The organism is Streptomyces sp. NPDC031426, assembly GCF_055581585.1.
Window position 1 is genome coordinate 92,805 of the sequence record NZ_JBVIJE010000005.1, and the last position, 22,751, is coordinate 115,555.

Sequence of the window (22,751 nt, forward strand, 5' to 3'; positions counted from 1 at the left end):
TTTCCGGGAGGCCGCTCGTGATCCTGACCCTCTCCGCCGTCGCCCTCTTCGGGGTGCTGGCCCTCGTTCTGCTGCGGGGCCGCTACGTCGGCCCGTTCAGCGCCCTCGTGCTCTTCCTGTTCGGCTTCTTCACCGCCGGCACCGGCGCCGCCGGAACCATCCGCGCCATATGCGCCGCGCTCGCCGACGCCGCACGCCACCTCACCTGACCCGGCAGGAGCCCGCCATGCCCGACCACGACCAGCCCCCGGCCTGGCAGCCGCGCATGACCGACGCCGAAGCCACCGCCGAAGCCCGCCGGATCATCGCCGACGCCTACCGGCCCGTGCCGCAGATACCGACCGCCTACCGCGACACCACCCCACTGCCCGCTTACGGCCCCACGCCACCGGTCCCGCAGCCGGACCGCCGGATCGTCCCCGCGTGGGCCGCCGGGACGGCCGTGGCGGGCATCGGCGTCGGCGCAACCTGCGTGGGTCTCGGCTGCGGCATCTGGCTCGCCTGCCAGGGATTCGCCGCCGTCACCCTGACCAGCGTCCTGTTCGTCACCCTCCCGATCGCCGCCCTGGCCGCGGTCACCGCCGCCATCGGCTCCGCCATGCGCTCCATCAAGGCCACGCACACCGCCGTCCACCACCACTACGCCGGACCCGTCCGGCAGGAAGCCAACACCATCACCGCCCCCGCGTACGGGCTCATCGCCCGCAACCGCAACGAACTTCACCGCTGACCACCCCGCAGGAAAGGAACACCTGTGAAGACCGCTCCCGCCTGGTTCGACTCGCTCACCGACAGCGTGTTCGCGCTCGGAGCCGCCGCCCGTGAGGCCCAGCGCGCCGCCCGAGCGGCTGAACTCGCCCGCGACGCGTACGACCTGGACCGGCTCCGTCCGGTCGACGGCGAGGTCCGGCTCGACGGCCGCGCCCCCGGCTCCGTGCCGTTCCGCCCGTACGACGACGCCCTGTTCGTGATCGGCGACGTCCTGTCCGAACAGAGGCGCAAGCTCAGCAGCCTCTACGTCCAGGCCGCGCTGGGCTACGCGTACGGCGCCGCGTGGGCGATCCTGCGCGTGCTCGACGGCCAGCACCCGGACACCGTCGAACTGGGCCGCACCCCGCAGGGCGAGTACGTCATCCCCGGCGAGCTGTGCCCCGTCCCGAGCCTGATGCCCAAGCTGCAGCGCTGGAAGGGCTACACGAAGTTCGTCTGCGCGCATGCCCGGTGGGCGCAGTGCGACATGGCTGCCGCCTACGCGGACTACCTGGACGACCAGCCCTGCCTCACCGATCACGAGGGAGGCGAGCTGCACGACGCCATCGACTCCGCCTCCGGCCTGCCCGACGCCGCCTACGCCTACGGCGTCCTCGCCGAATCCGCCCTCGCCTTTGCCCTACTCGACGCCAAGGCCCAGCACGCCCGCACCCGCGCCTGACCAGTCACCAAGGGAGACAACAGCATGTCGTTCGGAGAGACCCCGATCACCCTCGTCGGCAACCTGACCGACGACCCGGAACTGAAGTTCACCGAGGGCGGCGCCGCACTCGCGAAGTTCACCATCGCCGTCACCCCGCGCAGCTTCGACCGCGCGGCGAATCAGTGGAAGGACGGCACCACCGCATTCTACCGCTGCGCCGCCTGGCGCGCCCTCGCCGAACACGTCGCCGAGTCCCTGGGCAAGGGCTCCCGCGTCGTCGCCATGGGCCGGATGCGACAGCACGACTGGACCACCGACACCGGCGAGAAGCGCTCCATGCTCGCCGTCGAAGTCGACGACATCGGCGCCTCCGTCCGCTTCACCACCGTCCAGATCAACGGCAAGCGGCCGGCCCAGAACGGCCCGGCCAGCGATGACCCGTGGGCCGCAACCAACACGCCCGCCCCTGGCGGCGCCAGTGCGGCCGAGGGCGCCGAACCGCCGTTCTAGACAGGCCCGGGGCGACCGCCCGATCTCGCCAAAGACACGCGGTCGCCCCGGCCAACCAGTCCACAACAGACCTGTTGGAGGCATCCAGCATGACCCATCGCACCGACGCGCGGCGAGTAGACCTGCTCGCCGCCGCTCTGGCCGCCGCCGGGCGCGGCTGGCACGTCCACCCGCTCCGCCCCGGTGGCAAGGCCCCCGCGCTGCACGGCGAGCACGCCTGCCCGCGTAGCGGCCCGTGCGCCGGCGGCCACGTGAAGTGGGAGCAGCGCGCAACCACGGACCCCGACCGCATCCGCACCGCCTGGACGACGGGCCCGTACAACGTCGGCATCGCCACCGGCCCGGCCGGGCTGCTGGTGATCGATCTGGACGTGTGCAAGCTCGGGGAGGAAGAAGGAGCGCCTGACGGCGCCGCTTCTTTGAGCGCGCTCTGCGAGCGCGCCGGCGAGCAGCTTCCGCCCACGTACCAGGTGCGGACCCCGAGCGGCGGACGGCACCTGTACTTCACCGCCCCGCCCGGCGGGAGGCTACCGAGCAGCGTCAACCGGCTCGGGCCGCACATCGACACCCGCGCATGGGGCGGCTACGTCGTCGCCTCCGGCAGCACTACCCCCGACGGCGTGTACGAGGTGCTGGACGACGTACCCGTGGCCGCGCTGCCGCACTGGCTGGCCCCGCTGCTGATCGAGTCGTCCAGGCCCACTGCGGCGCTCGCGCCGCTGCTCGTCTCGGGTTCGGTCACCCGGCGGGCCAGGGCTGCCCTTGACCGCGAGGTGGCCGCGGTCGCCGGGACCGGCGAGGGCGGCAGGAACACCCGGTTGCTGGAGGGCGCCCGCGCGCTGGGGCGGTTCGTCGCATGGGGCGAGATCCCGCGGGACGTGGTGCAGGAGGCGTTTCAGGCGGGGGGAGAGGCGGCCGGACTGCCGGCGGCCGAGTGCCGCGCCACCATCCGCAGCGCCCTTGACTGGTCAATTCGCACCTGCCGACCCAGGGACGCCGCATGACCCCCCGCCCTGAAAAGCCGACCCAACCCACGTCCGAGCGCTCGCGCCCGGGCGAGGGCGGCGCCGACGCGGGCCGTGGCACGAAGAGCGACGGCCGACAGGCCGTCCTCACAGCTCTTCGTTGTGACCCGCACCCGACCGACCACCCGAGCCACAACGCCGACGACCCGACGCCCGAGCGGCCGCGGATCCGCATCTACGCCCCGCCGGTCTACCGCCACCACTACGACGGCGCCCGCTGGTCCAAGCGTTACAGCGACACCCCCACCGTCGCCTACGCCTGCCCCTGCGGCCAGACCGACACCGCCCGCGGACAGGACGCCGTGGCCGCCCTGGTCACCGAGTACGCCGCCCACAAGCACGCCTGCACGGGAGCTCCCGCCCAGCACCACGAAAGGAGGAACGCCGCATGACCAGCGTCAACCCGGCCGCCCCGTCCATCGACGGCGCCGCCCTGCTCGATGAGGTCGAAGCGTTCCACCGTCGCTTCAACATCTTCCCCACCGAGGCCGCCTACGTCGCCGTCACCCTATGGGACGCTCACGCCCACCTGATCGACGCGTTCGACGGCACCGCCCGCTTGGCGTTCCTCTCCCCGGAGCCGGGGTCGGGAAAGTCCCGCGCCCTGGAGATCGTGGAGACCCTCACCCCGCGCGCGGCCACCACCGTCAACGCCTCCGCCAACGCCCTCTTCCGGCTCGTGGAGGCGGAGGGCGGGACGCCAACGCTGCTGTTCGATGAGATCGACACCGTCTTCGGGCCCAAGGCCGGCGGCAACGAAGAGGTCCGCGGGTTCCTGAACTCCGGCTACCGGCGCGGCGCCAAATCGCTGCGGTGCGTCGGGGACGGCTCGAACCAGAGCACAGAGTGGTTCTCCTCATTCTGCGCCGTCGCCATGGCCGGACTTGGGTCCCTCCCAGACACGATCCTGACCCGCTCGGTCATCATCCGGATGCGCAAGAAGGCCCCCAACGAGAAGGCCGAACCGTACCGCCGGCGCGTCCACGAGAAGCAAGGCCACGCCCTGCGTGACCGGCTCGCCGAGTGGGCCGCCACCGTGCACGACCAGGTCGCCGAAGCCTGGCCCGAGATGCCCGAGGGCGTCTCCGACCGGCCCGCCGACGTGTGGGAACCGCTGCTCGCGGTCGCCGACGCGGCCGGCGGCCACTGGCCCGAGCGCGCCCGCGCCGCCTGCGTCGAACTCATCAAGGCCGCCCAGCAGGGCGACGAAGCCTCCCTCGGAGTCCGCCTGTTGACTGACCTGCGCGACCGCGTGTTCTGCGGCGCCGACCGCATGCCCACCGCCGCCATCCTCGAAGTCCTCCACGGGCTCGATGACGCCCCCTGGGCCGACCTGAACGACGACGGCAAACCCCTCACCGCCCGTGGCCTGTCCAAGCTGCTGAGCCAGTACGTCCGCCCCGACAACACCCCCATCCGGCCTCGGGGCATTCGGGTCGGCAGCGGCACCCCCAAGGGCTACTACGCCGAGGATCTGACCGACGCGTGGGCCCGCTACTGCCCTCCTCCCCCCGAGAAGTCCGCAACAGCCGCAACAGCCGCAACACCGCAGGTCAACGCGGGTGAATCCGTGGCGGAAGCCCCCGACGAAAGCCGCCACATGTCTGCGGAGGCCGACACACGACCGCTGCGCATCGTCGGCTGACGACTCCCGCCCACGGTGCCGCCGCGCCACCGCGCGGCGGACCTATCCGCAACACAACCGGCAACCGCAACAAATCCAAGCCGCTGACCAGCAATGTTGCGGCGTGGCGGATGTTGCGGATTCCCAGAAGGGCTAGGCAGCGAGCGACCTATGAGGGAGGAACCCATGGATACGGCTGCTACCGCCTCTCCGGTGCAGCGCCGTCTTTACAGCGTGGAAGCTGCGGCCGCGCTCATTGGGATCGGTCGTACCGCGACCTATGACGAGATCCGCCTCGGGCGCCTTCGCACCGTCCGTTGTGGCCGCCGGCGTCTGGTGCCCACCGAGTGGATCGACGAATACGTCGAACTCCTCAAGCGTGAGGCCGAAGCCTCCGCTTGACCGCAGCCGCAACGAAGGGCCGCGCCTCCGGGCGCGGCCCTTCTCCTTTTTGGAAGGGAAGACAATGACTGAGGTGCCCGAGCGGCGCACCAGGGCCGGGCATGGCGACGACTCGATCTACTGGGACAAGTCCAAGAACAGGTACATCGGCGCCGTGTCTCTCGGCTACACCCCGGCTGGCAAGCGCAATCGGCCGAAGGTGTCAGGCAAGACGAAGGCTGAAGTTCGCCAGAAACTCCGCGAGCTGAAGAAGGAGCTGGCTGCTGGCGTCAAGACGCCCGCCAACTACACCGTTGCTCAAGCTGTGAGCGACTGGCTTGCCCAAGGACTCAAGGGGAGGGAAGCTACCAGCGTCGACACGTACAGGAGCCTTGCCGACAACCACATCATCCCGCAGCTCGGGAAAGGCAAGCTGCGTGACCTCGAAGCTGACGACCTGGATGCGTGGTTGGAGGCTGAGGCCGAGGTTCTCGCAACGCAGTCTCTGAAGATGGTGCACTCGGTCCTACGACGCTCGATCAGCCATGCTCAGAGAAGAGGCAGGGCTGTCCGTAACGTCGCTGACCTGGTCGAGGTACCGGAGGGGCGATCGGGGCGGCCGAGTAAGTCGCTTTCTTTGAAGCAGGCTGCTGCTGTTCTCCGTGCGAAGGAAGGAACCTGGATCCACGCCTACGTAGTTCTGTCCCTACTTGTAGGTGTCCGGCCGGAGGAAGCACGGCCCCTGACCTGGTCGCACGTTCACCTGTCACGCTCAGGAACGGACAAGCCGCACGTGGACGTGTGGCGTTCGGTACGCCGGCATGGTGAAACGAAGACCCGGAAGAGCCGACGCTCACTGGCCATGCCGCAGCAGACCGTCGTCGTCATGAGGGCTCACAAGCGCCGCGAGCAGGCTGCGTGCGTCGCAGCCGGCAAGGAGTGGACCGATGAACGACTGGTCTTCCCGACGGAGACGGGTGAACTTCGCAGTGCCCTGAACGTGCGCCGGAACTTCAGGACCCTGCTCAAGGAGGCCGGCTTCGCGAACCCGAAGGAGTGGACTCCGCGCGAGCTGCGGACAAGCTTTGTGTCCGTGCTGTCGGACCACGGGATCCCGATCGAAGTCATCTCGCGTCTCGTTGGGCACAACGGCAGTGGAACGACCGAGAGGGTCTATCGCAAGCAACTGCGCCCGGTCATCTCCGAGGGAGCAGAGGCCATGGACGACATCTTTGGGGACAATGACGAGGCGGTCGAGGGTGACTGCCCAGACGGTCTCTGATTTCGCAGCCGTGGCGCCCTGTTTGGCTCCCCAAGGCTAGAAGAGCCCCAAAGGCCCCGTCTCTGAAGTGCGGAAACGCTGCTCTGAGGGGCCTTTGGGATCTTATGGTGCCGTTAAGGCGGGACTAACCGGGGGCTCAGGAAGAGGGGATGTGGTGCGCTTGTGGTGCGGCCCGTACGGCGGTATGCCGGGCACTCTTTAGGGTTACGGGCCTGTGGCGGGGCCCTGTTGTACGGCTGTGCCGGTCGGCAGTCGGTTGACTTCGCAGTGAGGCGATCGCGTCTTTGGGGCGTTTCTCGTGAGGGGTAGCCACTGTGATCAACAGGCGGGGTGCGGTGCGGGCGGGCACACTGGGGGCTTTGGGGACGGGGATGGTGGGTTTGCAGGCGCCACCCGTTGCTGCGTCACCGACCGAGGTGGTGGAGCGGGTCGGCCCTCGGGACTGGAAGCGGCTGGCCGACGCGTTGTCATCGCGTTCCACCCTCTACCGGCCGAGGGATTCCAACTACTCGCCGCTTGCGCTCCCGTTCAACCACCGCTACGCCGGGATCCACCCCGCTGGAATCGTCGCGTGCGCCACCACCAGGGATGTCCGCACCGCGGTCCGCTGGGCCCGCGCGGTGGGGCTGCCCGCCGTGCCCCGCTCCGGGCTGGGTCACAACTACGCCGGGTACTCCAGCACCAACGGCCTGCTGCTCAACATGGCCCGGATGAAAGGCATCGCCGTCACCCCGCTGCCGGGTGCCCGCTCCCGTACCCGGACCTACGGGCCGATCAAGGTCACCCATGACGCGGGTACGGTCACCGTGGGAGCCGGGGTCACCAATGGCGACCTGCACCCGCTCCTGGAGAACCAGGGGATTTTCGTGCCGACCGGCCGCTGTCCCACGGTCGGGGTGGCCGGACTGGTGCTCGGCGGCGGTATCGGCTTCAGCGACAAAATGTTCGGTCTGACCTGTGATCGGCTGGTCTCGACGACCGTGGTGCTCGCCGACGGCCGCGTGGTGGAGGCCGGTCCGGACTCGCATTCCGACCTGTTCTGGGCCTGCCGTGGCGGAGCGGGGAACAACTTTGGCGTCAACACCTCCTTTACGTTCCAGTACGAGCAGTTCCAGGGCAACGTGGGCGTCTACCAGTTGCGCTGGAGCCTGGACTCCGTGGTGCCGGTGATCGCCACCGCGCAGCGGATCGCCGTGAACGCCCTGGACGACAAGCGGTTCCACCTTCGCGTCGGCATCGGGACCCATGGGTTTGCCAGGGACCAGATCCGTGCCAACGCCAATGTCAACGCCATCGGCCAGTACTACGGCCCCCTTGAGGAGTTGCGCGACATCCTGGCTCCGCTGCTTGCCATCGGCACGGCCGAGGAGCGCGCCCGCAACAGCGCGTCCGTCCGCGAGGTCACTCCCGGTCAGGCGAGCGTGCTGCTGAGCGCCACCACGCCGGTGGAACAGTTCGCCGCCAAGTCGGCGGTTCTCACTTCCCGGACGCTCCTGACTGACAAGCAGGTCCGTGCCGCCGCCGAGAAACTGCTGGACTGGCCGGGCAGTAGCAACGAGGACGGGGCCGGGTTCGCGATGTTCGCCCTCGGCGGCGAGATCAACCAGGTGCCGCCGGATGCGACCGCGTTCGTGCACCGAAACGCCGTGTTCGTCTTCGCTGCCGAGACCTCCTGGGCGGACTATGACCCACACCGCGTCGAGACCGCGAATCTGCACTGGCTCCGTGAGTTCTATCACGACATTTTCGGCGACATGAGTCCTGGGTATTCGTATCAGAACTTTCCGGATCCGACGCTGAAGGACTGGCGGCGGGCTTACTACGGTTCGAACTACGACCGGCTTGTCAGGGTGAAGCGGAAGTACGATCCGACCGACTTCTTCAGCTATCCACAGGGGATCGGCACCTGACGCTCTCACACCGGCATCGTCTGCTCGGCTCTGCCCGGGTCGACGGCGTACGCCGCCCAGTCACTCCTGGCCGTAGTACAGCCGAAGGAACTCCTCCATCGCCGCGTCGACGCCGGCGCGGTCACCGGTGGCGAGCAGGTCCAGCAGCAGGCCCCGGACGGTGGCGAGGCCCAGCCTGGCGCGGTTTCGGGCCGTGGCGGTGTCCGTCCCCGCGGCGGTCTCGGCGGCGACGAGCGGCTCCAGCCAGTCCTTCACCAACCCTTCGAGGACGGGGACGGCCTCGGGGCGGCCGCGCAGCGCGTGCCCGCAGATCTCGAAGAAGAGCCGTTCCTGACCGGCCAGCCGAGGGTCCGTCAGTCGCCGCCACAGCAGCCGCGCGACCTCGGCGGGCGAGAGCCCGGGCTCCAGGTGGAGCCGGGACAGCAGCTCGCGCTGGCGCCGCTCCGACGTCCGGACGATCTCGACCAGCAGCTGTTCCTTGGAGCCGAAGTAGTGGATCAGCATGCGGTGACTGACGCCGATCGCGGTCCCGAGGCGGCGCAGGCTCAGGTCTGCGATGCCGTGCTCCGCGACATGGTCGACGGCCGCGTCCACCAGTTGTGCGCGCCGGTCCTGGTCCGCGCCGTGCCCGGCCTCGCCCTCGGAACGCGGGTCGCCCGTATTCGCCACGACGCGAGTGTACCAATTGGTACAGGGGGCATGTACCGTGTGGTACATGAAGGCGGTCACCGTGTCGATCGACGTACCGCAGACACCCGACGAGGTCTACGACTTCCTCGATGTCATGGCCCACCACGAGCGATTCACCGACCACTACCTGTCCGACTGGCGCTACAGCGGCCCCCGCCGGGGCGTCGGATCGTGCGCCACGGTCACCGCCGCGCTGGGCGGCGCGCGGACCGACGTCACCATCGAGGTCGTCGAGGCCGAGCCACCCCGGCGGATCGTCGAACGCAATGTCAGCGCGGCCGGCCGCCGCCAGGCCCGAGGCACCTACGTCATCGCCCCCCTGCCCGCCGGTGGCAGCCGAGTCTCGTTCACGTACACCTGGGCGCGCGCCCCGCTGGCCGACCGGCTGCTGGCCCCCGTCGTACGGACCACCATGCGGCGCGCCAACCACACGGTCATGCGGCGCCTGGCCACCGAGTTGGCCCACCACGTGTCCGCCGCCGGCTCCTGACGGCCGCGGCCCGTTCCCGCTTGCGAGAGGGGCTGCTCGGAGCGCGCTCGGGCGGATAGCGTGCGTCCGTGATCGAACAGAACGCGGAGCATGTGCGGCCCGCCGTCGCCGAGGACGTGTCGGCCGTCAAGGCCGTGACGGACGCGGCCTACCACCACTACATCGAACGCATCGGAGTGGTTCCGCAGCCCATGGAGGCGGATCACGCCGCGAACGTGGCCGCCGGCAAGGTGTTCGTCACCGGAACACCCGTCGACGGACTGGTCGTGATCGAGGCGTTCGCCGGCCATCTCTTCCTGGACAGCATCGCCGTCCGTCCCGGCGCCCACGGCACCGGCGTGGGACGGCGGCTGCTGCGTTTCGTCGACGCACGCGCGCGTGAGCTGGGCCTCGGCGAGATCAGGCTCTACACGAACGCGTTGATGTGGGAGAACCGGAAGATCTATCCGAAGTACGGATACGAGGTCGTGGAACGCCGTGTCGACGGGCCCTACGACCGCATCCACTACCGCAAGCGACTGGATTGACGGCCCCGGCGGGCTCAACCGTCGGGCCACCAGGTGCGGGCGATGTCCTTGCGCACCTCGGGACGTTTCGGGGGGTGTTCCGCCGCCTCTTCGTGGATCCGGCGGCTGTCCGTCCTCTTCAGGGGCTTCTGCACGGTTACGCGGCGCATGGCTGCCTCCTTCAGTGCCTACCGAGTTTCCGTGTTGTCACGGTGGTAGACGCTTTTGGTGAGAGTTCCTCATCGGAGCCGGATTGTCAGTGGCGGCTGTCACTCTTGGGGCATGACGAACGTGAATGACGGCGCGGTTGCGGCAGGTACCCCGGAAGTGGACTGGGACGCCGAGGCCGGCGCCTTCGACGACGAGCCGGACCACGGCCTGCGCGACCCCGGGATCCGCGCGGCCTGGGCGGACCGGCTCCGCTCCTGGCTGCCCGAGCGCCCCGCCGACGTCCTCGATCTCGGCTGCGGCACCGGCAGCCTGTCGCTCCTCGCGGCCGAACAGGGACACCGGGTGACGGGCGTCGACGCGTCCCCGGCCATGGTCGAGCGGGCCCGCGCCAAGCTCGCCGGGCGCGACACCGTGATCCTGCGCGGGGAGGCCGCGGCGCCGCCGGTCGGGGAGCAGCGCTTCGACGTCGTCCTCGTACGGCATGTCCTGTGGACCCTCCCGGAGCCCGCCCGGGTCCTGCGGCACTGGCGTGACCTCCTGCGCCCCGATGGCCGATTCGTGCTGGTCGAGGGAGTCTGGGGCACCCTGCACCCCGTGGGCATCCCCGCCGCCCGCCTCACCGCGCTCCTGGCACCGCTGACCGCGGACGTACGCGTGGAGCGACTGTCCGACGACGCGCTGTTGTGGGGGAGGGTGGTGGAGGACGAGCGGTACGCGGTGGTGGCGGTGGTCTGAGGCAGGTGGTGCCTCCCTGACCGGGGTGTCACGCCAGCAGCTTCTCGAAGCCGCCGGTGCGGGCCAGTGTCTCCAGTTCGGCGAGTGCCGCCACGGCGGCGGACGCGGCCTCGGGATCCGACTCCGTCAGGCCGCTCTCCGCGAACTCGTCCTCGTCCAGCCGCCGTACGTCCCTGCCGTCGGCGGAGCGCCACAGGTCCAGGTCCAGGTCCTCCACGACCAGTTCATGGTCGGTGCGGACCGCCGGCCGGGTGATGTCGCAGTACCAGCCCTTCACGGTGGCGTCGGCGGCGCGCACCTCCTTCACCGAGTACCAGCGGTCACGCCAGTAGTACTCGGTGAAGACGTCGCCCGGCTCGAAGCGCACGAAGCCGAAGTCGCGGACGCCGGAGCCCGCCCAGGGCGCGCGTACGGCGATGCGGGTGCCGTCGTCGGCGAGCAGCTCGGCCGGGTAACGGATCTTCGTGCGGCCCGCCTTGACCAGGACGACGTCCAGCCGGGCGGTCGGTTCAGCCGAGTTCACGGACATAGCGCACCTCCGTGGCGCAGATCTCGTAGCCGAGCCACTTGTTGATCGCGAGCATGGGACCGTTGCCGGTGTCGTTGCCCGTGAGCGCCTGCGTGCAGCCGGCGGCGTGGGCGCGGTGCAGTGCGTGGGCCTTGGCGAGCTTGGCCAGCCCCCGCCCGCGGTACGCCCGGGCGGTACCGGTCATGGCCGAGGCGTACCGGGAAGCGCCGTCGGTGTGGGCCACGCTGAAGGCGGCGGGACGGCCGTCGGCCAGCACCACGGTGGTCAGCTCGCGGTTGAGCAGCGGGTGCCCCCAGGTGCTCTCGATCCAGGCCTGGTAGTCGGTGAACTCGGCGTCCACATCGCTCGGTTCGTCCGCCGTCGTCTCCGCGTCCAGCTCGAACAACGGGCGCGGGTCGGCCATGAAGTCGGCGGCCGTGCGCAGTTCGACGCCGGGCGGGGGAGCCGGCAGCGACGGCAGCGCCGCCCGGGTCAGATCCAGGCGCAGGAAATGGGCGGACCGACCCGGCCCGTAGCCGCGCCGTTCGGCGAAGGCCCGGTTGGCCGGCTCGTCCAGGAGCCAGGCGAACAGCTTCGTCGCCCCGTGCGCGGCCAGGTGCTCCTCGGCCGCGCGGACCAGCAGCCCGCCCGCGCCGCGCCGCGTACGGTCCGGGTGCACATAGATGTTGAGCAGCCCCTGACCCGGCTCCGGGCTGTCATGCGCGAGGGCCACCTGAGCGGTGCCGATCACCTCGCCGTCCTCCTCCGCGACCAGGGATCTGAACCGGGCCTCGGGCGGTGTGCGGGTGAGGTGGTGGAGGATGGCGTCCGGGCTCCACAGGATGTGGGGGAGGGCGAGCTGCCGTACCCGGGTGAAGGCCTCGACATCGGATCGGTCATCGGGGCGCAGGTCGCGCACGATCACTGTCATGGGCAGGCACGGTAGGCGCAGGCGTGCCGGGGATGCCTCTCATTTTCCGCCGGGTACGGGACAATCGGCCCGTGAGCCTGAAGATCCGCATCGATGACAGCGCGCCTCCGTACGAGCAGGTACGGGCGCAGATTTCCGAACAGGCGCGGTCCGGGGCACTGCCGGTGGGATACCGGCTGCCGACCGTGCGGGGGCTGGCCGAGTCCCTGGGCCTCGCGGTGAACACGGTGGCGAAGGCGTACCGGGCGCTGGAGAGCGACGGGGTGATCGAGACGCGGGGGCGCAACGGAACGTTCGTGGCTGCCGCCGGCTCGGCCGCGGAACGTGAGGCCTCCTTCGCCGCTCAGGCGTACGCGGAGCGGGTGCGTCGGTTGGGACTGGGGGAGTCCGAGGCGTTGGCCGCCGTGCGGGATGCCCTGCGGGCCGCTTACGGGGGGTAGGGCGTGGGGGCGGCCGCGGATGAGGATCAGCGCTTGGTGAGCTCCGGGATCCGGGTCACCGTCAGCCCCGCCCGTCCCGCCGTTCGCCCGAACGTCATCGCGTCCTGCACCGCCGCACCGCCCGGATCGTTGTTGAAGTACGCGTACACGTCATCCCCCTTCCGCCACGTCGTCGCGATGCGGTCGACCCATGTCTCCAGGGACCGTTTGCCGTAGCGGGGCCAGGGCTGGGCGCGGCCCTGGTGGAAGCGGACGTAGCCCCAGTCGGTGGTCCGCCACAGCGGGGTGACCGGGCGGGCCAGGACGTCCGCCCAGCACAGGGCCGCACCCCGGGCCGACAGGACCTCCCGCACCTCCCGTGTCCACCAGGAGTCGTGACGTGGCTCGACCGCGACCCGCGTGCCGGACGGGAAGCAGGCCAGGCAGGCGTCCAGGAGCGCGGGGTCGGCGCGCAGGGTCGGGGGGAGCTGGAGCAGGACCGGGCCCAGGCGGTCGCCGAGGCCCGACGCATGGCTCATCAGGCGGTGGACCGGTTCCTCGGGGTCCTTCAGGCGCTTGATGTGGGTCAGGTAGCGGCTGGCCTTGACCGCGACCGTGAAGTCCTCCGGGACCCGGTCCCGCCACGCCTCGAAGTTCTCGCGGGAGGGGAGGCGGTAGAACGCGTTGTTGATCTCCACCGTGGCGAACAGACGCGTGTACTCCTCCAGCCACAGCCGCGCCGGGACCCCGGCCGGATAGACGAGGTCCCGCCAGTCCTTGTACTGCCACCCGGAGGTGCCGACGAACAAGGTCACAACACCATCAAAGCACTACAGGTACAGGCCCGCGTCCGCGCCGTCCCGCGCCCCCGGCACCGAGGTCGGTGCCGTGCCCCGGCGCAGCGCGAACAGCTCGGCCAGCGTCGCCCCGTCCCGGCCGATGGCGTCCTCCCGGCCGGTGGCCTCGGTGCCGAGCCAGCTCACCGCCTCCCGGTGGGTCAGCCTGCCCACCTCGATACGGGCCAGGCAGCGGCCCGGGCGGACCACGGCCGGGTGCAGGCGCTCCAGGTCCTCGTTGGTGGTGACGCCGACCAGGACGTTGCGGCCCTGGCCGAGCAGGCCGTCGGTGAGGTTCAGCAGCCGGGACAGGGCCTGCCCCGCCGTGTGCTTGGCCTCGCCGCGGATCAGTTCGTCGCAGTCCTCCAGCAGCAGGAGCCGCCAGCGGCCCTTGCCGGCGCCGTCCTCCTCGCCGATCGCGATGTCCATCAGATAGCCGACGTCGGAGAAGAGGCGCTCGGGGTCCAGGACGCAGTCCACCTGGCACCAGTCGCGCCAGGAGCGGGCCAGCGTGCGCAGGGCAGAGGTCTTGCCGGTGCCCGGCGGGCCGTGCAGGAGGAGCAGCCGGCCCGCGATGCCCTCCGGAGTCGTCTTCATCAGGCGGTCCATGGCCTCCGCCACGGGTGCCGTGTAGTTGGCCCGGACCTCGTCCCAGGTGCCCGCGGAGATCTGCCGGGTGGTGCGGTACGGACCGCGCCTGGGGGAGACGTACCAGAAGCCCATCGTCACGTTCTCGGGCTGCGGTTCGGGCTCGTCGGCGGCGCCGTCCGTGGCCAGGTCGAGGACGTTCTTGGCCAGTTCGGCGCTGGTCGCGGTCACCGTGACGTCCGCGCCGCGGTTCCAGCGGGAGACCAGCAGGGTCCAGCCTTCGCCCTCGGCGAGGGTGGCGCTGCGGTCGTCGTCGCGGGCGATCCGGAGCACGCGGGCGCCGTCGGGCAGCAGGGTCGCGCCGGAGCGGACGCGGTCGATGTTCGCCGCGTGCGAGTACGGCTGCTCGCCCGTCGCGAAGCGGCCGAGGAACAGCGCGTCGACGACGTCGGCAGGCGAGTCGGAGTCGTCGACGTGGATCCGGATCGGCAGAGCGTCGTGTGGGTTCGCAGACATGCGGCCATGATCCGCCACCGGTGCCCTCCGCGCACGGCATTTCCTCCCCTTGTTCCGGGTGTTCCAACACTGTTCCGGGAGTTCCCAAGACCTGCCCGAGGCGCTGCTTCCGCCGTTACTGTTGTCCTTGATGGGACGTCATGGGTGGGATTCGGATACTCGGCGGTGGCGGCTCACCGCCCTGCTCGGTGTGGGCGTCGCCGCTCTGGCCCTGGCGGTGACCCTGTTCAGCACGCTGTCCGGCGCGCCCAGTACGGCCGGCACCACGCGTGACGGCGACAAGGTGCACGGCACCCCCGCCGGTCCCGGCGCGAAACCGGAGCCGTACGTCGGCTGGGGCTTCACCCACACCCAGTACAGCGCCGACGAGGGCGCCGGGGTGGCCACCGCGCGTGTGCAGAAGCTGCTCGCGCAGGACGCCGGGCTGGCGCAGAACCAGCACATCATGGGCTGGGGCGCGGACAATCCCGAACCGGTCGAGGGACACTACGACTTCGGCGCCCTCGACCGCCGGGTCGACTTCGTGCGCGCCTCCGGCGGCACCCCGGTGATCACGCTGTGCTGCTCCCCGGACTGGATGAAGGGCGGCAAGGCCGGCGTCGGCAACACGGACTGGAGCCAGGCCGCCCTGGAGACGGCGCCCACCCCCGCCCACTACCAGGACTTCGCCGACCTCGCCGCCACCGTGGCCCGGCGCTACCCGGACGTGAAGCACTTCATCGTCTGGAACGAGTTCAAGGGCTTCTGGAACGACGCCGAGTCCCGCTGGGACTACGAGGGCTACACGAAGCTGTACAACCTCGTGTACCAGGCGCTGAAGAAGGTCGGCAAGGACATCATGGTCGGCGGGCCCTACCTGGTGATGGACAGCGTCGACCCGCGTGACCAGGACGCCTCCACCGCGCTGAAGGGGCCCTGGGGCGCCATGGACCAGCGGGTGCTCGACGCCTTCTCCTACTGGAACGCGCACAAGGCAGGCGCCGACTTCACCGTGGTCGACGGCTCCAGCTACACCCGCGACGACGTCATGCTGCCGAACGAGTTCGCCGCCACCGACAAGCTGACGGCGGTCAGCTCCTGGGTACGGCGGCAGACCCACGGCCTGCCGCTGTGGTGGGCCGAGTACTACGTGGAGCCCGGCGACGGCAACGACGACCGCAAGGGCTGGACCGAGCCGCACCGCGTCGCCGTACAGGCCACCGGGATGATCGCCATGGTCAAGGGCGGCGCGGAGTCCGGCTTCTACTGGAACCCGGAGGAGAAGACGGGCACCGACTGCGCCGGCTGTCTGTGGACGCCCACCGACAGCGCGGGCGGCGGCACGGCCCTGCCCATGTACGGCCTGGTGTCCAGGTTCGCCAAGGCGTTCCCGCCGGGGACGCGGTACGAGAACGTGTCCGTGGCGGCCGACGACGTGCCCGATGTCCGCGTCCTGGCGAGCGACAGGACCGTCCTCGTGGTCAACACGCAGAACCGGACCATCAGCGCCCGGATCGACGGCAAGCGGTTCGACATGCGGCCGTACGAGGTGAAGTGGTTCGACCGCTGATCGGCCGAGCCACCCTCACTTCATGGTCAGGAACCGCTGCACCAGCGAGGCCAGCACCACCGCCAGCAGGGGCAGCGCGAACCAGAACGTGCCCTGGAGCAGCCGCAGTTGGCGCACGCCGGGCCGCACCGCGACCCGTACCACCTCCCGGGCGGCCAGCAGCAGGATCAGGATGACGGCGGCCAGCGCGCCGACCACCGACCACGGGGTCCAGGTCACCTGTGGCCCAATCGGCCCCGGGTGCGGTCTCGACACCGCGCCGACCGGCTGCTTGCGCAGCGCGAACACGGTGACATCGTCGTTGACCAGGACCTTCGTCAGCTCCTGCCGGTCGTTCAGGTTCTCGATCAGCCGGGGCTCCCAGGTCGCCGAGTAGCCCGCGTCCAGCTGCAGATAGGTCACCTGACTCTTGTTGATCATCAGATACGAGTTCGGGCCGGCGTCCTTGAGCGCCTTGACCAGGCCGGACACCAGCACCGGGTCGGTCGGCGCGAGCGTCGGCACATAGTTCACCCGCTCCATGTCCTTCGACCCCCACGGCATCGCCGGGGTCACGTCGTTGACCGTGTCCTGGGTCAGCCACAGCAGCCGCAGTGTCGGCTTGTCGTGGGCGTACACCCAGTTCATGGCCGCGACCTCGCCGGGCCGGGTGCGCTCGAACGGCTCGTTGCCCCAGCGGGCCACCAGGAAGCCGCCCATCAGCAGCAGTCCGGCGAGCAGCGCGGCCAGCGGGGCGAGGCTCACCCGGTCCTTCTCGCGTTCCTGCGCGGTGACGCCGGTGCGCGGGAAGAGGGCGAGGGCGCCGAGCAGGGCCGCGCCGGGCACCGCGAACATGAAGACGCGCAGCGCCATCTCACCGCCGTACGACTGCATGCCGAAGCCCAGGAACGGCACGAAGGTCAGCACCAGCAGCGAGCGTTCGCGGTAGCGGTGGAAGCGCCGGCGCCACCAGCCCCAGCAGGCGAACGCCATGACCGAGCCGGCCAGCAGCACCCTGGTGTACAGCACCAGCTTGTGGGTGGAGTTCCCGCCCTGGATACGGCCGGAGACGGAGGTCGAGACATTGCTGCCGACGCCGCCGACCCCGCCGAACAGGTCGTTGAAGTGCCCCGACCAGTACGGCTCGGCCATGAATCCCACCCAGACCGCGACCAGCACCGCGAACAGCAACGGCAGCCCGCGCAGTTCGGACCGGCCGAGCAGGACGAGGGCGGCGAGCACGCCGAGCATGACGAACGGGGTGAGCTGGTGCGCGGGCACGCTCGCCGCGTAGAGGCCGATCAGCACCAGCAGGAGCACCGCCCGCCGACGGCGGTCGGCGGGTTCCACCTCGGCCTCCCCGGGGCGGAACTTCGTCCAGATCACCCGCGGCGGGCGGAACCAGACCAGCAGGATCGCCACGAACATCAGGTACAGCAGATAGGTGAAGCCCTGCGGCGAGAAGTAGTCCTGGCCGACCCAGCCGCACAGCACGAACAGCCAGACGCCGGTCCACTTCGCCCGCCAGCTCGCCCGCAGGGACCGGGTGAGCAGGAACATCGGTGCCAGATAGGCGAGCTGGATGGCGGTCGGCCACCAGCGGATGACCTCGGTGAAGTCGCTGACTCCGCAGGCCCGGCCGACGAACGCGGCCACCGCGAAGAAGCCCGGCCAGCTCCAGCGGGCGTCCAGGTCCGGTACGGCGGACCCGGTGCGGTCGATGTAGTCGATGAAGCCCAGGTGCTGCCAGGCCGTCGGGAACCGCGGCTCGGTCTCGATCACCGCCGGCAGCGCGTGCAGCGAGACGACCGTCGCGAGCAGCGTGAGCAGCAGCAGCGCCCGGTGCTCGCGGCGCAGCCAGAGCAGCGCGGCGAAGACGATGACCAGCAGGGCCGCGCCGACCAGCGTCGGCAGCGGCAGCACCGAGATCAGCCCGAGCCCGCCCATCCGGTCCAGGTCGGCCTCGCCGAGCCGCAGCGCGGGCACCCAGTACAGCAGCAGCGCGGCGATCAGCAGACAGCCGAGGACGACACCGGTGCGGGTGGGCAGCAGCCGCTGCCGGAGCGGCACGGGGCCCGGCGGTTCGCCGGGCACGGGTTCGTCCGGTACGGGCTCCTGCGCGAGGGACGCGTCGATCTCCGCCACGGAGTCGATTCTCCCGACGGACGCCTCCAGCTCCTCCTGAGTGAACGGCGCGTCGACGTCCGCCGCCTCCGCCTCACGCAGCAGCTCGGCCTCCGCCGGGCCCAGCGAAGCCTCACCGCCGGGCTCCCGCTCCTCGACCGGCAGGCCCAGTGCGGGCACCGGCGTACCGGCGGGCGGCGTGCCGGGGCCCGGGCGGACGTCCGGACGGCGTTCCACATGGTCGAAGTCGACGTGGATGCCGAGGGCGAGGGTGTCGGAGTCCAGCGCCCAGGCCGGGCCGGGCCGGCGCGCCGGTGAGGGCGACGGGATCTCACGGGCCCCCAGGTCGGCGAGGTCCCCGTCGGGGGCCGCTGTGTCGGGCACGGCGTCGGCCGCGGTACGGATCGTCCTCCAGAGCCTCGGCGCGGCGATCGCGGCGATCACCGCGAGGCTCGCGGCCTCGGCCAGGCCCGCGCCGGTCAGCCCCATCCGGGGCAGGAGCAGCAGGGTCAGGCCCAGCGTCAGGGCGCACAACAGGCCCTGGAGCCAGGCGAGTCCGGCGGTGCGGCTGCGCGCGCGCAGCATCGCGAAGTAGGTCTCGATCACCACCCGCAGCACCGAGCCGATCGCGAGCCAGCGCAGCAGCGGGGTCGCCGCCTGTGCGTAGCCCGCGCCGAACACGCCGAGGATCCAGGGCGCGCCGATGATCCACAGGGCCGCGATGGGCAGCATGATCCGGGCCATCCGCTTCAGCGCGGCGCGGGTGTAGGCGGCCAGCCGTGCCGGGGCGTGCGAGCCCTCGACCGTGAGCGACGCGCCCATGTTGATGGCGAGCAGGTCGGTCGTGCCGCCGATGGTGGTGGCGATGTAGAAGTACGCGTTCTCCGCGGAGCTGACCTGCGAGGCGACGAGCACCGGAACCAGGTAGATCACCGCGAGGGAGAACAGCGAGCCGGTGTAGTCCCCGGCCAGGAACCTGCCGACCTGCTTCAGCGTCGGCGGCTCGGCGCGTCCCTCGGTCGCCTTGACGTGCCGGGGCGCCAGCCGGCGGAACACCAGCCAGCCCAGCGGCACCACCGAGGTGGCGATCGCGGCCACCCAGGAGACGAAGACACCGGTGGTGGGGATGGCGACGGCGAACGCGACGAGCAGGGCCAGCTTCACCGCCGAGAACACGGTGTTGCCCACCGGCACCCAGGTCGCGCTGCGCAGCCCGGTCAGCACACCGTCCTGCAGGGTGAGCACGTTCCAGGCGATGACGGCCGCGATGAAGCCGAGCCCGTTGACCGTCCCGTGCAGGAAGCGGTACGACGGCCCCCAGGTGTCCAGGGTCAGCAGGAAGACGCCCGCCGCGAGCGCCACGAGCAGGGAACTGCCCGCGTACGTACCGAAGACGAGCCGGCCGGTGTGTCTGCCGGCCACCGGGATGAACCGGGCCAGGGCGCCGGTCAGGGTCACCGCGGTCAGCCCGGCGAGGAACTTCATCGCGGCGATGGCGGCAGAGCCCTGCCCGACCGCCGACTCGGAGTAGTAGCGTGCCGCGGCCAGCCAGAAGCCGAGTCCGAGGACGGCGGAGATGCCGGTGTTGAGCATCAGCGCGTAGGCGTTGCGGAACAGCGGGCTGCCGCCGGCGGACCGGCCGGTGCCGGGCAGCCTGAGGCGGCGCCCGGACCTCTGGGATGTCTCGGCGCCGGTCGTCGTGGACTCGGTCGTGGTGGTCGTGTCAGACACGGGAACGGATGGCCTTCCGGCGGACCTGACGGGCTCTGCGGACGAGGGCGTAGCCCTTGGTGAGGGCGCGGTCCCTGGCGAAGGTGCGGGCGATGGCCCGGCCGTGGAGCAGCCGCTCGAACTCCTCCACACCTGTGGAGCGCCGGACCGTGACCCGCTGGAGGGCGTACGGCCCCTGGCGGCGGCGGGCGAGGCCGTTGCCGACGGCGAGGGCCTGGCCGTACCCCGCCTCGCGCACGGCTTGGCGGACCCTGCGGTCGGAATGGCCGTAGGGGTAGGCGAACGACACCGGCCGGCTGCCGAGTTCGTCCCGGACGATCTCCGTGCAGCGGGTCAGCTCCGTGCGCAGCACGGCGTCGCCCAGCTGGTCGAGTTGCGGATGGGTGTGGCTGTGCCCGCCGATCTCGACGCCGGCGGCGGCCAGTTCGCGCACCTGCCGCCAGTCGAGCATGGTGTCCAGGCCGCCCCCGGTGTCGTGAGCGCCCCTGATCCAGCCGGTGGAGACGAACAGGGTGGCCGGGAAGCCGTGTTTGGCGAGGACGGGCAGCGCGTGCCGGTGCACGCCCTCGTAGCCGTCGTCGAAGGTGATCAGCACCGGCCGGGCGGGCAGCGGGCGGCCGGAGCGCCAGCGGGCCGCGAGGTCGGCGGTGGTGACCGGGGTCAGGTCCAGGTCGCCGATGAGCGCCATCTGCTCCGCGAACGCCTCCGGCGCGACCGACAGGGCACGGGTGGCGTCGTTGGGGGCGGTGGCGACGGAGTGGTACATGAGGATCGGTACGGGCGTGTCACTCACCGGTTCCCCCTTCGATCGGCGCCACCGAGAACGTCGTACCGCCCCGCCGCGCCCGCAGGCTGCCCAGCGCGTAGCCGCCGGCGGCGCTCAGCACCCCGGCGACGATCGCGCCCGCACGTCCCGCGCCGCCCGGCCGGGCCAGCAGCGCGTCCCGCAGGCCACGAGCGACCCCCGCGGGCAGCACCCTGGTGGTGTACCGGCGTTCGGACTCCAGGCCCTTGTCCGCGCCGACGCTCTTCGCGACCAGCGCCTTGGACAGGCCCTCGGCGTAGGTGCGGGTGCGGAAGTAGGCGAAGTGCTCACGGGGCTCGGGCACCCGGTGATGGATCACGGCACGGTCGTCGATGAGCAGGACGGCGTCGGGGCGGGCCCGGGTGAGGCGGATACACAGCTCCGTCTCCTCGCAGCCCAGCGGGCGGCGGTCGCCGTCGCGGCCGATCCCGGTGGCGAAGCCGCCCGCCGCCTCGAACGCCGTACGCCGGAAGGAAGCGTTTCCTCCCAGCACGTTGCGGACCTGGACCCGGCCCGGCGGCAGCCCCTTGTAGGTGCAGCCCACCACCCAGTCGAACTCCGCCGGGAACCAGGCCGGCCGCCGGCCCGAGGCCCAGACCGGCTCCGTGCGGCCGCCGACCGCCATGACGCGCGGGTCGGCGTAGCCCTCGGCGAAGCGGCACAGCCAGTCGCGTTCGGCCACGGCGTCGTCGTCCAGGAAGGCGATGACCTCGCCGTGGGAGGCGGCGATGCCGGTGTTGCGGCCGGCGGACAGGCCGCGCGGGCCCGCGTTGGCCAGCACCCGGACGCCGCCGGCCTCCTTGTACTCGCGCTCCAGCCGGTCCTTCAGGGCCGGGTTGTGGTCCACGACCAGGAGCGTCTCCAGCGCCGGGTACGACTGCGCGCGCACCGAGGAGACCGCCGCGAGGATGTCCTCCCAGCGGTCCTCGGTGTACACGCAGATCACGACGGAGATGCCGGGATCTCTCAAGACACCTCTCCCCGGACCGTGTCGAGCATCGGCGAGTGGTGTTCCTGGCGGCGCAGTTCGCGTCGGTTGGAGCGTTCCCCGAGGATGACCCTGAGCACCCGGAAACCGTCGCGCACGGCCCGCAGATTGCTGGTGCCGTGGATGCGCAGGTACTCGTGGCTCGGGATCTCCTGCACCTTCAGGCCGGCCTTGACCACTCTGATGTTCATCAGCGTCTCGACCTCGAAGCCGGTGCAGTCGAGGTCGATCTTGTCGAGGCAGTGCCGCCAGAACGCGTTGTAGCCGTAGCACAGGTCGGTGTAGCGGGCGCCGAACTTGCGGTTGACGACCGTGCACAGCGCCCAGTTGCCGAGCTTGCGGATGAAGGTCATGTCGTCGGTGCCGCCGCCGTTGGCGAAGCGCGAGCCCTTGGCGAAGTCGGCGCCGGAGACCAGCGCGGAGACGTACGACACGATCTCGTTGCCGTCGGCGGAGCCGTCCGCGTCGACCATCACGATGATGTCGCCGCTGCACGCCTCGAACCCGGTGATCAGGGCATCCCCCTTGCCCTTGCCCCGCTGTTCGACGACCTTGACGTCCGGCCACAGGGACCGGGCCACTTCGACGGTGTCGTCCGTGGAATTGCCGTCCACCAGGACGACTTCGTGTATCCAGTCCGGAAGCGTCTTGAAGACGTAGGGCAGATTCTCCGCCTCGTTCATGGCGGGAATCACCACGCTCACCGGCGGAGTGATCGCGAGGTGAGAGGAGATCGGCCGGTAGTGCGCGGCGATTAAAGGATCTTGCCCCGAACTCGGCGGGCGCAGGACGGAACTCATGAGTCTTTTCCCTCTCGTCCGGTGGACCGCCCACCCCCGGGCGGCCCGGCTCTGTGTCCGGTTCGAAAGGGGGGTTCTCATCTTCGGCGCGGTGAAATGATCTCCGTGCACGTCGATGAGCTGGCAAAGCTGGCCGGTCCGCCGGAGAAGAACGGCAGCCGGTCGCGCGGCACGACTCGGTCACAGTTGCGGTCACCGAGCACGGCACCCCCCTACCGCGCCCCGCGCCGGTGGACGCC

At 70.8% G+C, this 22,751-nt stretch carries 25 protein-coding genes; 15 read left to right on the plus strand and 10 right to left on the minus strand.

The features are described 5' to 3' along the window. Positions 1 to 17: 17 nt before the first annotated feature. From ACZ5NH_RS11095 to ACZ5NH_RS11140, 10 genes are all read left to right on the plus strand, one after another. Complete coding sequence (locus ACZ5NH_RS11095; RefSeq protein ID WP_468774363.1) at positions 18 to 209, plus strand: hypothetical protein; 192 nt, start codon at positions 18 to 20, stop codon at positions 207 to 209. Positions 210 to 226: 17 nt separating this feature from the next. Then, positions 227 to 730 (plus strand): hypothetical protein, encoded by a 504-nt coding sequence (locus tag ACZ5NH_RS11100; protein WP_468774365.1) that lies wholly within the window; start codon positions 227 to 229, stop codon positions 728 to 730. A 24-nt stretch (positions 731 to 754) separates the two neighbouring features. Continuing rightward, positions 755 to 1,432, plus strand: coding sequence for a hypothetical protein (locus ACZ5NH_RS11105; protein ID WP_468774367.1), 678 nt, complete (start codon positions 755 to 757; stop codon positions 1,430 to 1,432). A 24-nt stretch (positions 1,433 to 1,456) separates the two neighbouring features. Then, positions 1,457 to 1,924 (plus strand): single-stranded DNA-binding protein, encoded by a 468-nt coding sequence (gene ssb, locus ACZ5NH_RS11110; RefSeq protein ID WP_468774369.1) that lies wholly within the window; start codon positions 1,457 to 1,459, stop codon positions 1,922 to 1,924. A gap of 89 nt (positions 1,925 to 2,013) precedes the next feature. Further along, positions 2,014 to 2,928 carry a bifunctional DNA primase/polymerase gene (locus ACZ5NH_RS11115; protein WP_468774371.1) on the plus strand — a complete coding sequence of 305 codons (915 nt, stop codon included), beginning with the start codon at positions 2,014 to 2,016 and terminating at the stop codon, positions 2,926 to 2,928. Further along, positions 2,925 to 3,341: a hypothetical protein gene (locus ACZ5NH_RS11120; RefSeq protein WP_468774373.1), complete on the plus strand. Its 417-nt coding sequence runs from the start codon at positions 2,925 to 2,927 to the stop codon at positions 3,339 to 3,341. Before ACZ5NH_RS11115 ends, ACZ5NH_RS11120 begins: the two co-directional genes overlap by 4 nt. After that, positions 3,338 to 4,594, plus strand: a complete 1,257-nt coding sequence (locus tag ACZ5NH_RS11125) for a DUF3631 domain-containing protein (protein ID WP_468774375.1) — start codon at positions 3,338 to 3,340, stop codon at positions 4,592 to 4,594. Before ACZ5NH_RS11120 ends, ACZ5NH_RS11125 begins: the two co-directional genes overlap by 4 nt. A gap of 165 nt (positions 4,595 to 4,759) precedes the next feature. Next, a complete protein-coding gene (locus ACZ5NH_RS11130; RefSeq protein ID WP_453117847.1) occupies positions 4,760 to 4,975 on the plus strand; it encodes an excisionase family DNA-binding protein in 216 nt (71 codons plus the stop codon). A 64-nt stretch (positions 4,976 to 5,039) separates the two neighbouring features. Next, positions 5,040 to 6,236, plus strand: coding sequence for a site-specific integrase (locus ACZ5NH_RS11135; RefSeq protein ID WP_468774378.1), 1,197 nt, complete (start codon positions 5,040 to 5,042; stop codon positions 6,234 to 6,236). Positions 6,237 to 6,607: 371 nt separating this feature from the next. Continuing rightward, positions 6,608 to 8,146 (plus strand): FAD-binding oxidoreductase, encoded by a 1,539-nt coding sequence (locus tag ACZ5NH_RS11140; protein ID WP_468774380.1) that lies wholly within the window; start codon positions 6,608 to 6,610, stop codon positions 8,144 to 8,146. A 60-nt stretch (positions 8,147 to 8,206) separates the two neighbouring features. On the opposite strand, the gene ACZ5NH_RS11145 is transcribed toward ACZ5NH_RS11140, so the two are convergent. Then, entirely contained in the window at positions 8,207 to 8,815 is a 609-nt protein-coding gene (locus tag ACZ5NH_RS11145; protein WP_468774382.1) for a TetR/AcrR family transcriptional regulator, read from the minus strand. 46 nt (positions 8,816 to 8,861) lie between these two features. On the opposite strand from ACZ5NH_RS11145, the gene ACZ5NH_RS11150 reads away from it, so the two are divergent. After that, positions 8,862 to 9,326 carry an SRPBCC family protein gene (locus ACZ5NH_RS11150; protein WP_468774384.1) on the plus strand — a complete coding sequence of 155 codons (465 nt, stop codon included), beginning with the start codon at positions 8,862 to 8,864 and terminating at the stop codon, positions 9,324 to 9,326. 68 nt (positions 9,327 to 9,394) lie between these two features. Continuing rightward, positions 9,395 to 9,853 (plus strand): GNAT family N-acetyltransferase, encoded by a 459-nt coding sequence (locus tag ACZ5NH_RS11155; protein WP_468774386.1) that lies wholly within the window; start codon positions 9,395 to 9,397, stop codon positions 9,851 to 9,853. A gap of 14 nt (positions 9,854 to 9,867) precedes the next feature. Here the strand turns inward: ACZ5NH_RS11155 and ACZ5NH_RS11160 are convergent, their stop codons facing one another. Beyond that, entirely contained in the window at positions 9,868 to 10,002 is a 135-nt protein-coding gene (locus tag ACZ5NH_RS11160; RefSeq protein ID WP_468774388.1) for a hypothetical protein, read from the minus strand. A gap of 112 nt (positions 10,003 to 10,114) precedes the next feature. Between ACZ5NH_RS11160 and ACZ5NH_RS11165 the strand changes: the two genes are divergently transcribed. Then, on the plus strand, positions 10,115 to 10,738 hold the full coding sequence (locus ACZ5NH_RS11165) for a class I SAM-dependent methyltransferase (RefSeq protein ID WP_468774390.1): 624 nt from the start codon (positions 10,115 to 10,117) through the stop codon (positions 10,736 to 10,738). A gap of 28 nt (positions 10,739 to 10,766) precedes the next feature. On the opposite strand, the gene ACZ5NH_RS11170 is transcribed toward ACZ5NH_RS11165, so the two are convergent. Then, positions 10,767 to 11,267 (minus strand): ribonuclease FAU-1 family protein, encoded by a 501-nt coding sequence (locus ACZ5NH_RS11170; protein WP_468774392.1) that lies wholly within the window; start codon positions 11,265 to 11,267, stop codon positions 10,767 to 10,769. Then, positions 11,248 to 12,177 carry a GNAT family N-acetyltransferase gene (locus tag ACZ5NH_RS11175; protein ID WP_468774394.1) on the minus strand — a complete coding sequence of 310 codons (930 nt, stop codon included), beginning with the start codon at positions 12,175 to 12,177 and terminating at the stop codon, positions 11,248 to 11,250. Before ACZ5NH_RS11175 ends, ACZ5NH_RS11170 begins: the two co-directional genes overlap by 20 nt. 71 nt (positions 12,178 to 12,248) lie before the next feature. On the opposite strand from ACZ5NH_RS11175, the gene ACZ5NH_RS11180 reads away from it, so the two are divergent. Continuing rightward, positions 12,249 to 12,617, plus strand: a complete 369-nt coding sequence (locus ACZ5NH_RS11180; RefSeq protein WP_388626540.1) for a GntR family transcriptional regulator — start codon at positions 12,249 to 12,251, stop codon at positions 12,615 to 12,617. Between the two features lie 26 nt (positions 12,618 to 12,643). On the opposite strand, the gene ACZ5NH_RS11185 is transcribed toward ACZ5NH_RS11180, so the two are convergent. Continuing rightward, positions 12,644 to 13,411, minus strand: a complete 768-nt coding sequence (locus ACZ5NH_RS11185; protein WP_388626538.1) for a DUF72 domain-containing protein — start codon at positions 13,409 to 13,411, stop codon at positions 12,644 to 12,646. Between the two features lie 15 nt (positions 13,412 to 13,426). Next, positions 13,427 to 14,536, minus strand: coding sequence for a DUF5925 domain-containing protein (locus ACZ5NH_RS11190; protein WP_468774397.1), 1,110 nt, complete (start codon positions 14,534 to 14,536; stop codon positions 13,427 to 13,429). 130 nt (positions 14,537 to 14,666) lie between these two features. Between ACZ5NH_RS11190 and ACZ5NH_RS11195 the strand changes: the two genes are divergently transcribed. Next, on the plus strand, positions 14,667 to 16,085 hold the full coding sequence (locus ACZ5NH_RS11195; RefSeq protein ID WP_468774399.1) for a GH39 family glycosyl hydrolase: 1,419 nt from the start codon (positions 14,667 to 14,669) through the stop codon (positions 16,083 to 16,085). 15 nt (positions 16,086 to 16,100) lie between these two features. On the opposite strand, the gene ACZ5NH_RS11200 is transcribed toward ACZ5NH_RS11195, so the two are convergent. From ACZ5NH_RS11200 to ACZ5NH_RS11215, 4 genes are read right to left on the minus strand one after another with little or no spacing between them, the layout of a single operon-like run. After that, on the minus strand, positions 16,101 to 19,919 hold the full coding sequence (locus ACZ5NH_RS11200) for a lipopolysaccharide biosynthesis protein (RefSeq protein WP_468774401.1): 3,819 nt from the start codon (positions 19,917 to 19,919) through the stop codon (positions 16,101 to 16,103). Continuing rightward, a complete protein-coding gene (locus ACZ5NH_RS11205) occupies positions 19,912 to 20,712 on the minus strand; it encodes a polysaccharide deacetylase family protein (protein WP_388626533.1) in 801 nt (266 codons plus the stop codon). The genes ACZ5NH_RS11200 and ACZ5NH_RS11205 overlap by 8 nt, the downstream gene beginning before the upstream one ends. After that, positions 20,705 to 21,694 carry a glycosyltransferase family 2 protein gene (locus ACZ5NH_RS11210; RefSeq protein ID WP_468774404.1) on the minus strand — a complete coding sequence of 330 codons (990 nt, stop codon included), beginning with the start codon at positions 21,692 to 21,694 and terminating at the stop codon, positions 20,705 to 20,707. Before ACZ5NH_RS11210 ends, ACZ5NH_RS11205 begins: the two co-directional genes overlap by 8 nt. After that, positions 21,691 to 22,512, minus strand: coding sequence for a glycosyltransferase family 2 protein (locus ACZ5NH_RS11215; RefSeq protein WP_451555563.1), 822 nt, complete (start codon positions 22,510 to 22,512; stop codon positions 21,691 to 21,693). Before ACZ5NH_RS11215 ends, ACZ5NH_RS11210 begins: the two co-directional genes overlap by 4 nt. Between the last annotated feature and the right edge of the window lie 239 nt (positions 22,513 to 22,751).

Bases quoted from the DNA above. Each gene is read 5' to 3' on its own strand.
- ACZ5NH_RS11100 (WP_468774365.1), top strand. From the start codon at position 227: ATGCCCGACCACGACCAGCCCCCGGCCTGGCAGCCGCGCATGACCGAC.
- ssb (WP_468774369.1), top strand. From the start codon at position 1,457: ATGTCGTTCGGAGAGACCCCGATCACCCTCGTCGGCAACCTGACCGAC.
- ACZ5NH_RS11115 (WP_468774371.1), top strand. From the start codon at position 2,014: ATGACCCATCGCACCGACGCGCGGCGAGTAGACCTGCTCGCCGCCGCT.
- ACZ5NH_RS11120 (WP_468774373.1), top strand. From the start codon at position 2,925: ATGACCCCCCGCCCTGAAAAGCCGACCCAACCCACGTCCGAGCGCTCG.
- ACZ5NH_RS11125 (WP_468774375.1), top strand. From the start codon at position 3,338: ATGACCAGCGTCAACCCGGCCGCCCCGTCCATCGACGGCGCCGCCCTG.
- ACZ5NH_RS11130 (WP_453117847.1), top strand. From the start codon at position 4,760: ATGGATACGGCTGCTACCGCCTCTCCGGTGCAGCGCCGTCTTTACAGC.
- ACZ5NH_RS11135 (WP_468774378.1), top strand. From the start codon at position 5,040: ATGACTGAGGTGCCCGAGCGGCGCACCAGGGCCGGGCATGGCGACGAC.
- ACZ5NH_RS11140 (WP_468774380.1), top strand. From the start codon at position 6,608: ATGGTGGGTTTGCAGGCGCCACCCGTTGCTGCGTCACCGACCGAGGTG.
- ACZ5NH_RS11150 (WP_468774384.1), top strand. From the start codon at position 8,862: ATGAAGGCGGTCACCGTGTCGATCGACGTACCGCAGACACCCGACGAG.
- ACZ5NH_RS11160 (WP_468774388.1), bottom strand. From the start codon at position 10,002: ATGCGCCGCGTAACCGTGCAGAAGCCCCTGAAGAGGACGGACAGCCGC.
- ACZ5NH_RS11165 (WP_468774390.1), top strand. From the start codon at position 10,115: ATGACGAACGTGAATGACGGCGCGGTTGCGGCAGGTACCCCGGAAGTG.
- ACZ5NH_RS11170 (WP_468774392.1), bottom strand. From the start codon at position 11,267: ATGTCCGTGAACTCGGCTGAACCGACCGCCCGGCTGGACGTCGTCCTG.
- ACZ5NH_RS11175 (WP_468774394.1), bottom strand. From the start codon at position 12,177: ATGACAGTGATCGTGCGCGACCTGCGCCCCGATGACCGATCCGATGTC.
- ACZ5NH_RS11190 (WP_468774397.1), bottom strand. From the start codon at position 14,536: ATGTCTGCGAACCCACACGACGCTCTGCCGATCCGGATCCACGTCGAC.
- ACZ5NH_RS11195 (WP_468774399.1), top strand. From the start codon at position 14,667: ATGGGACGTCATGGGTGGGATTCGGATACTCGGCGGTGGCGGCTCACC.
- ACZ5NH_RS11215 (WP_451555563.1), bottom strand. From the start codon at position 22,512: ATGAGTTCCGTCCTGCGCCCGCCGAGTTCGGGGCAAGATCCTTTAATC.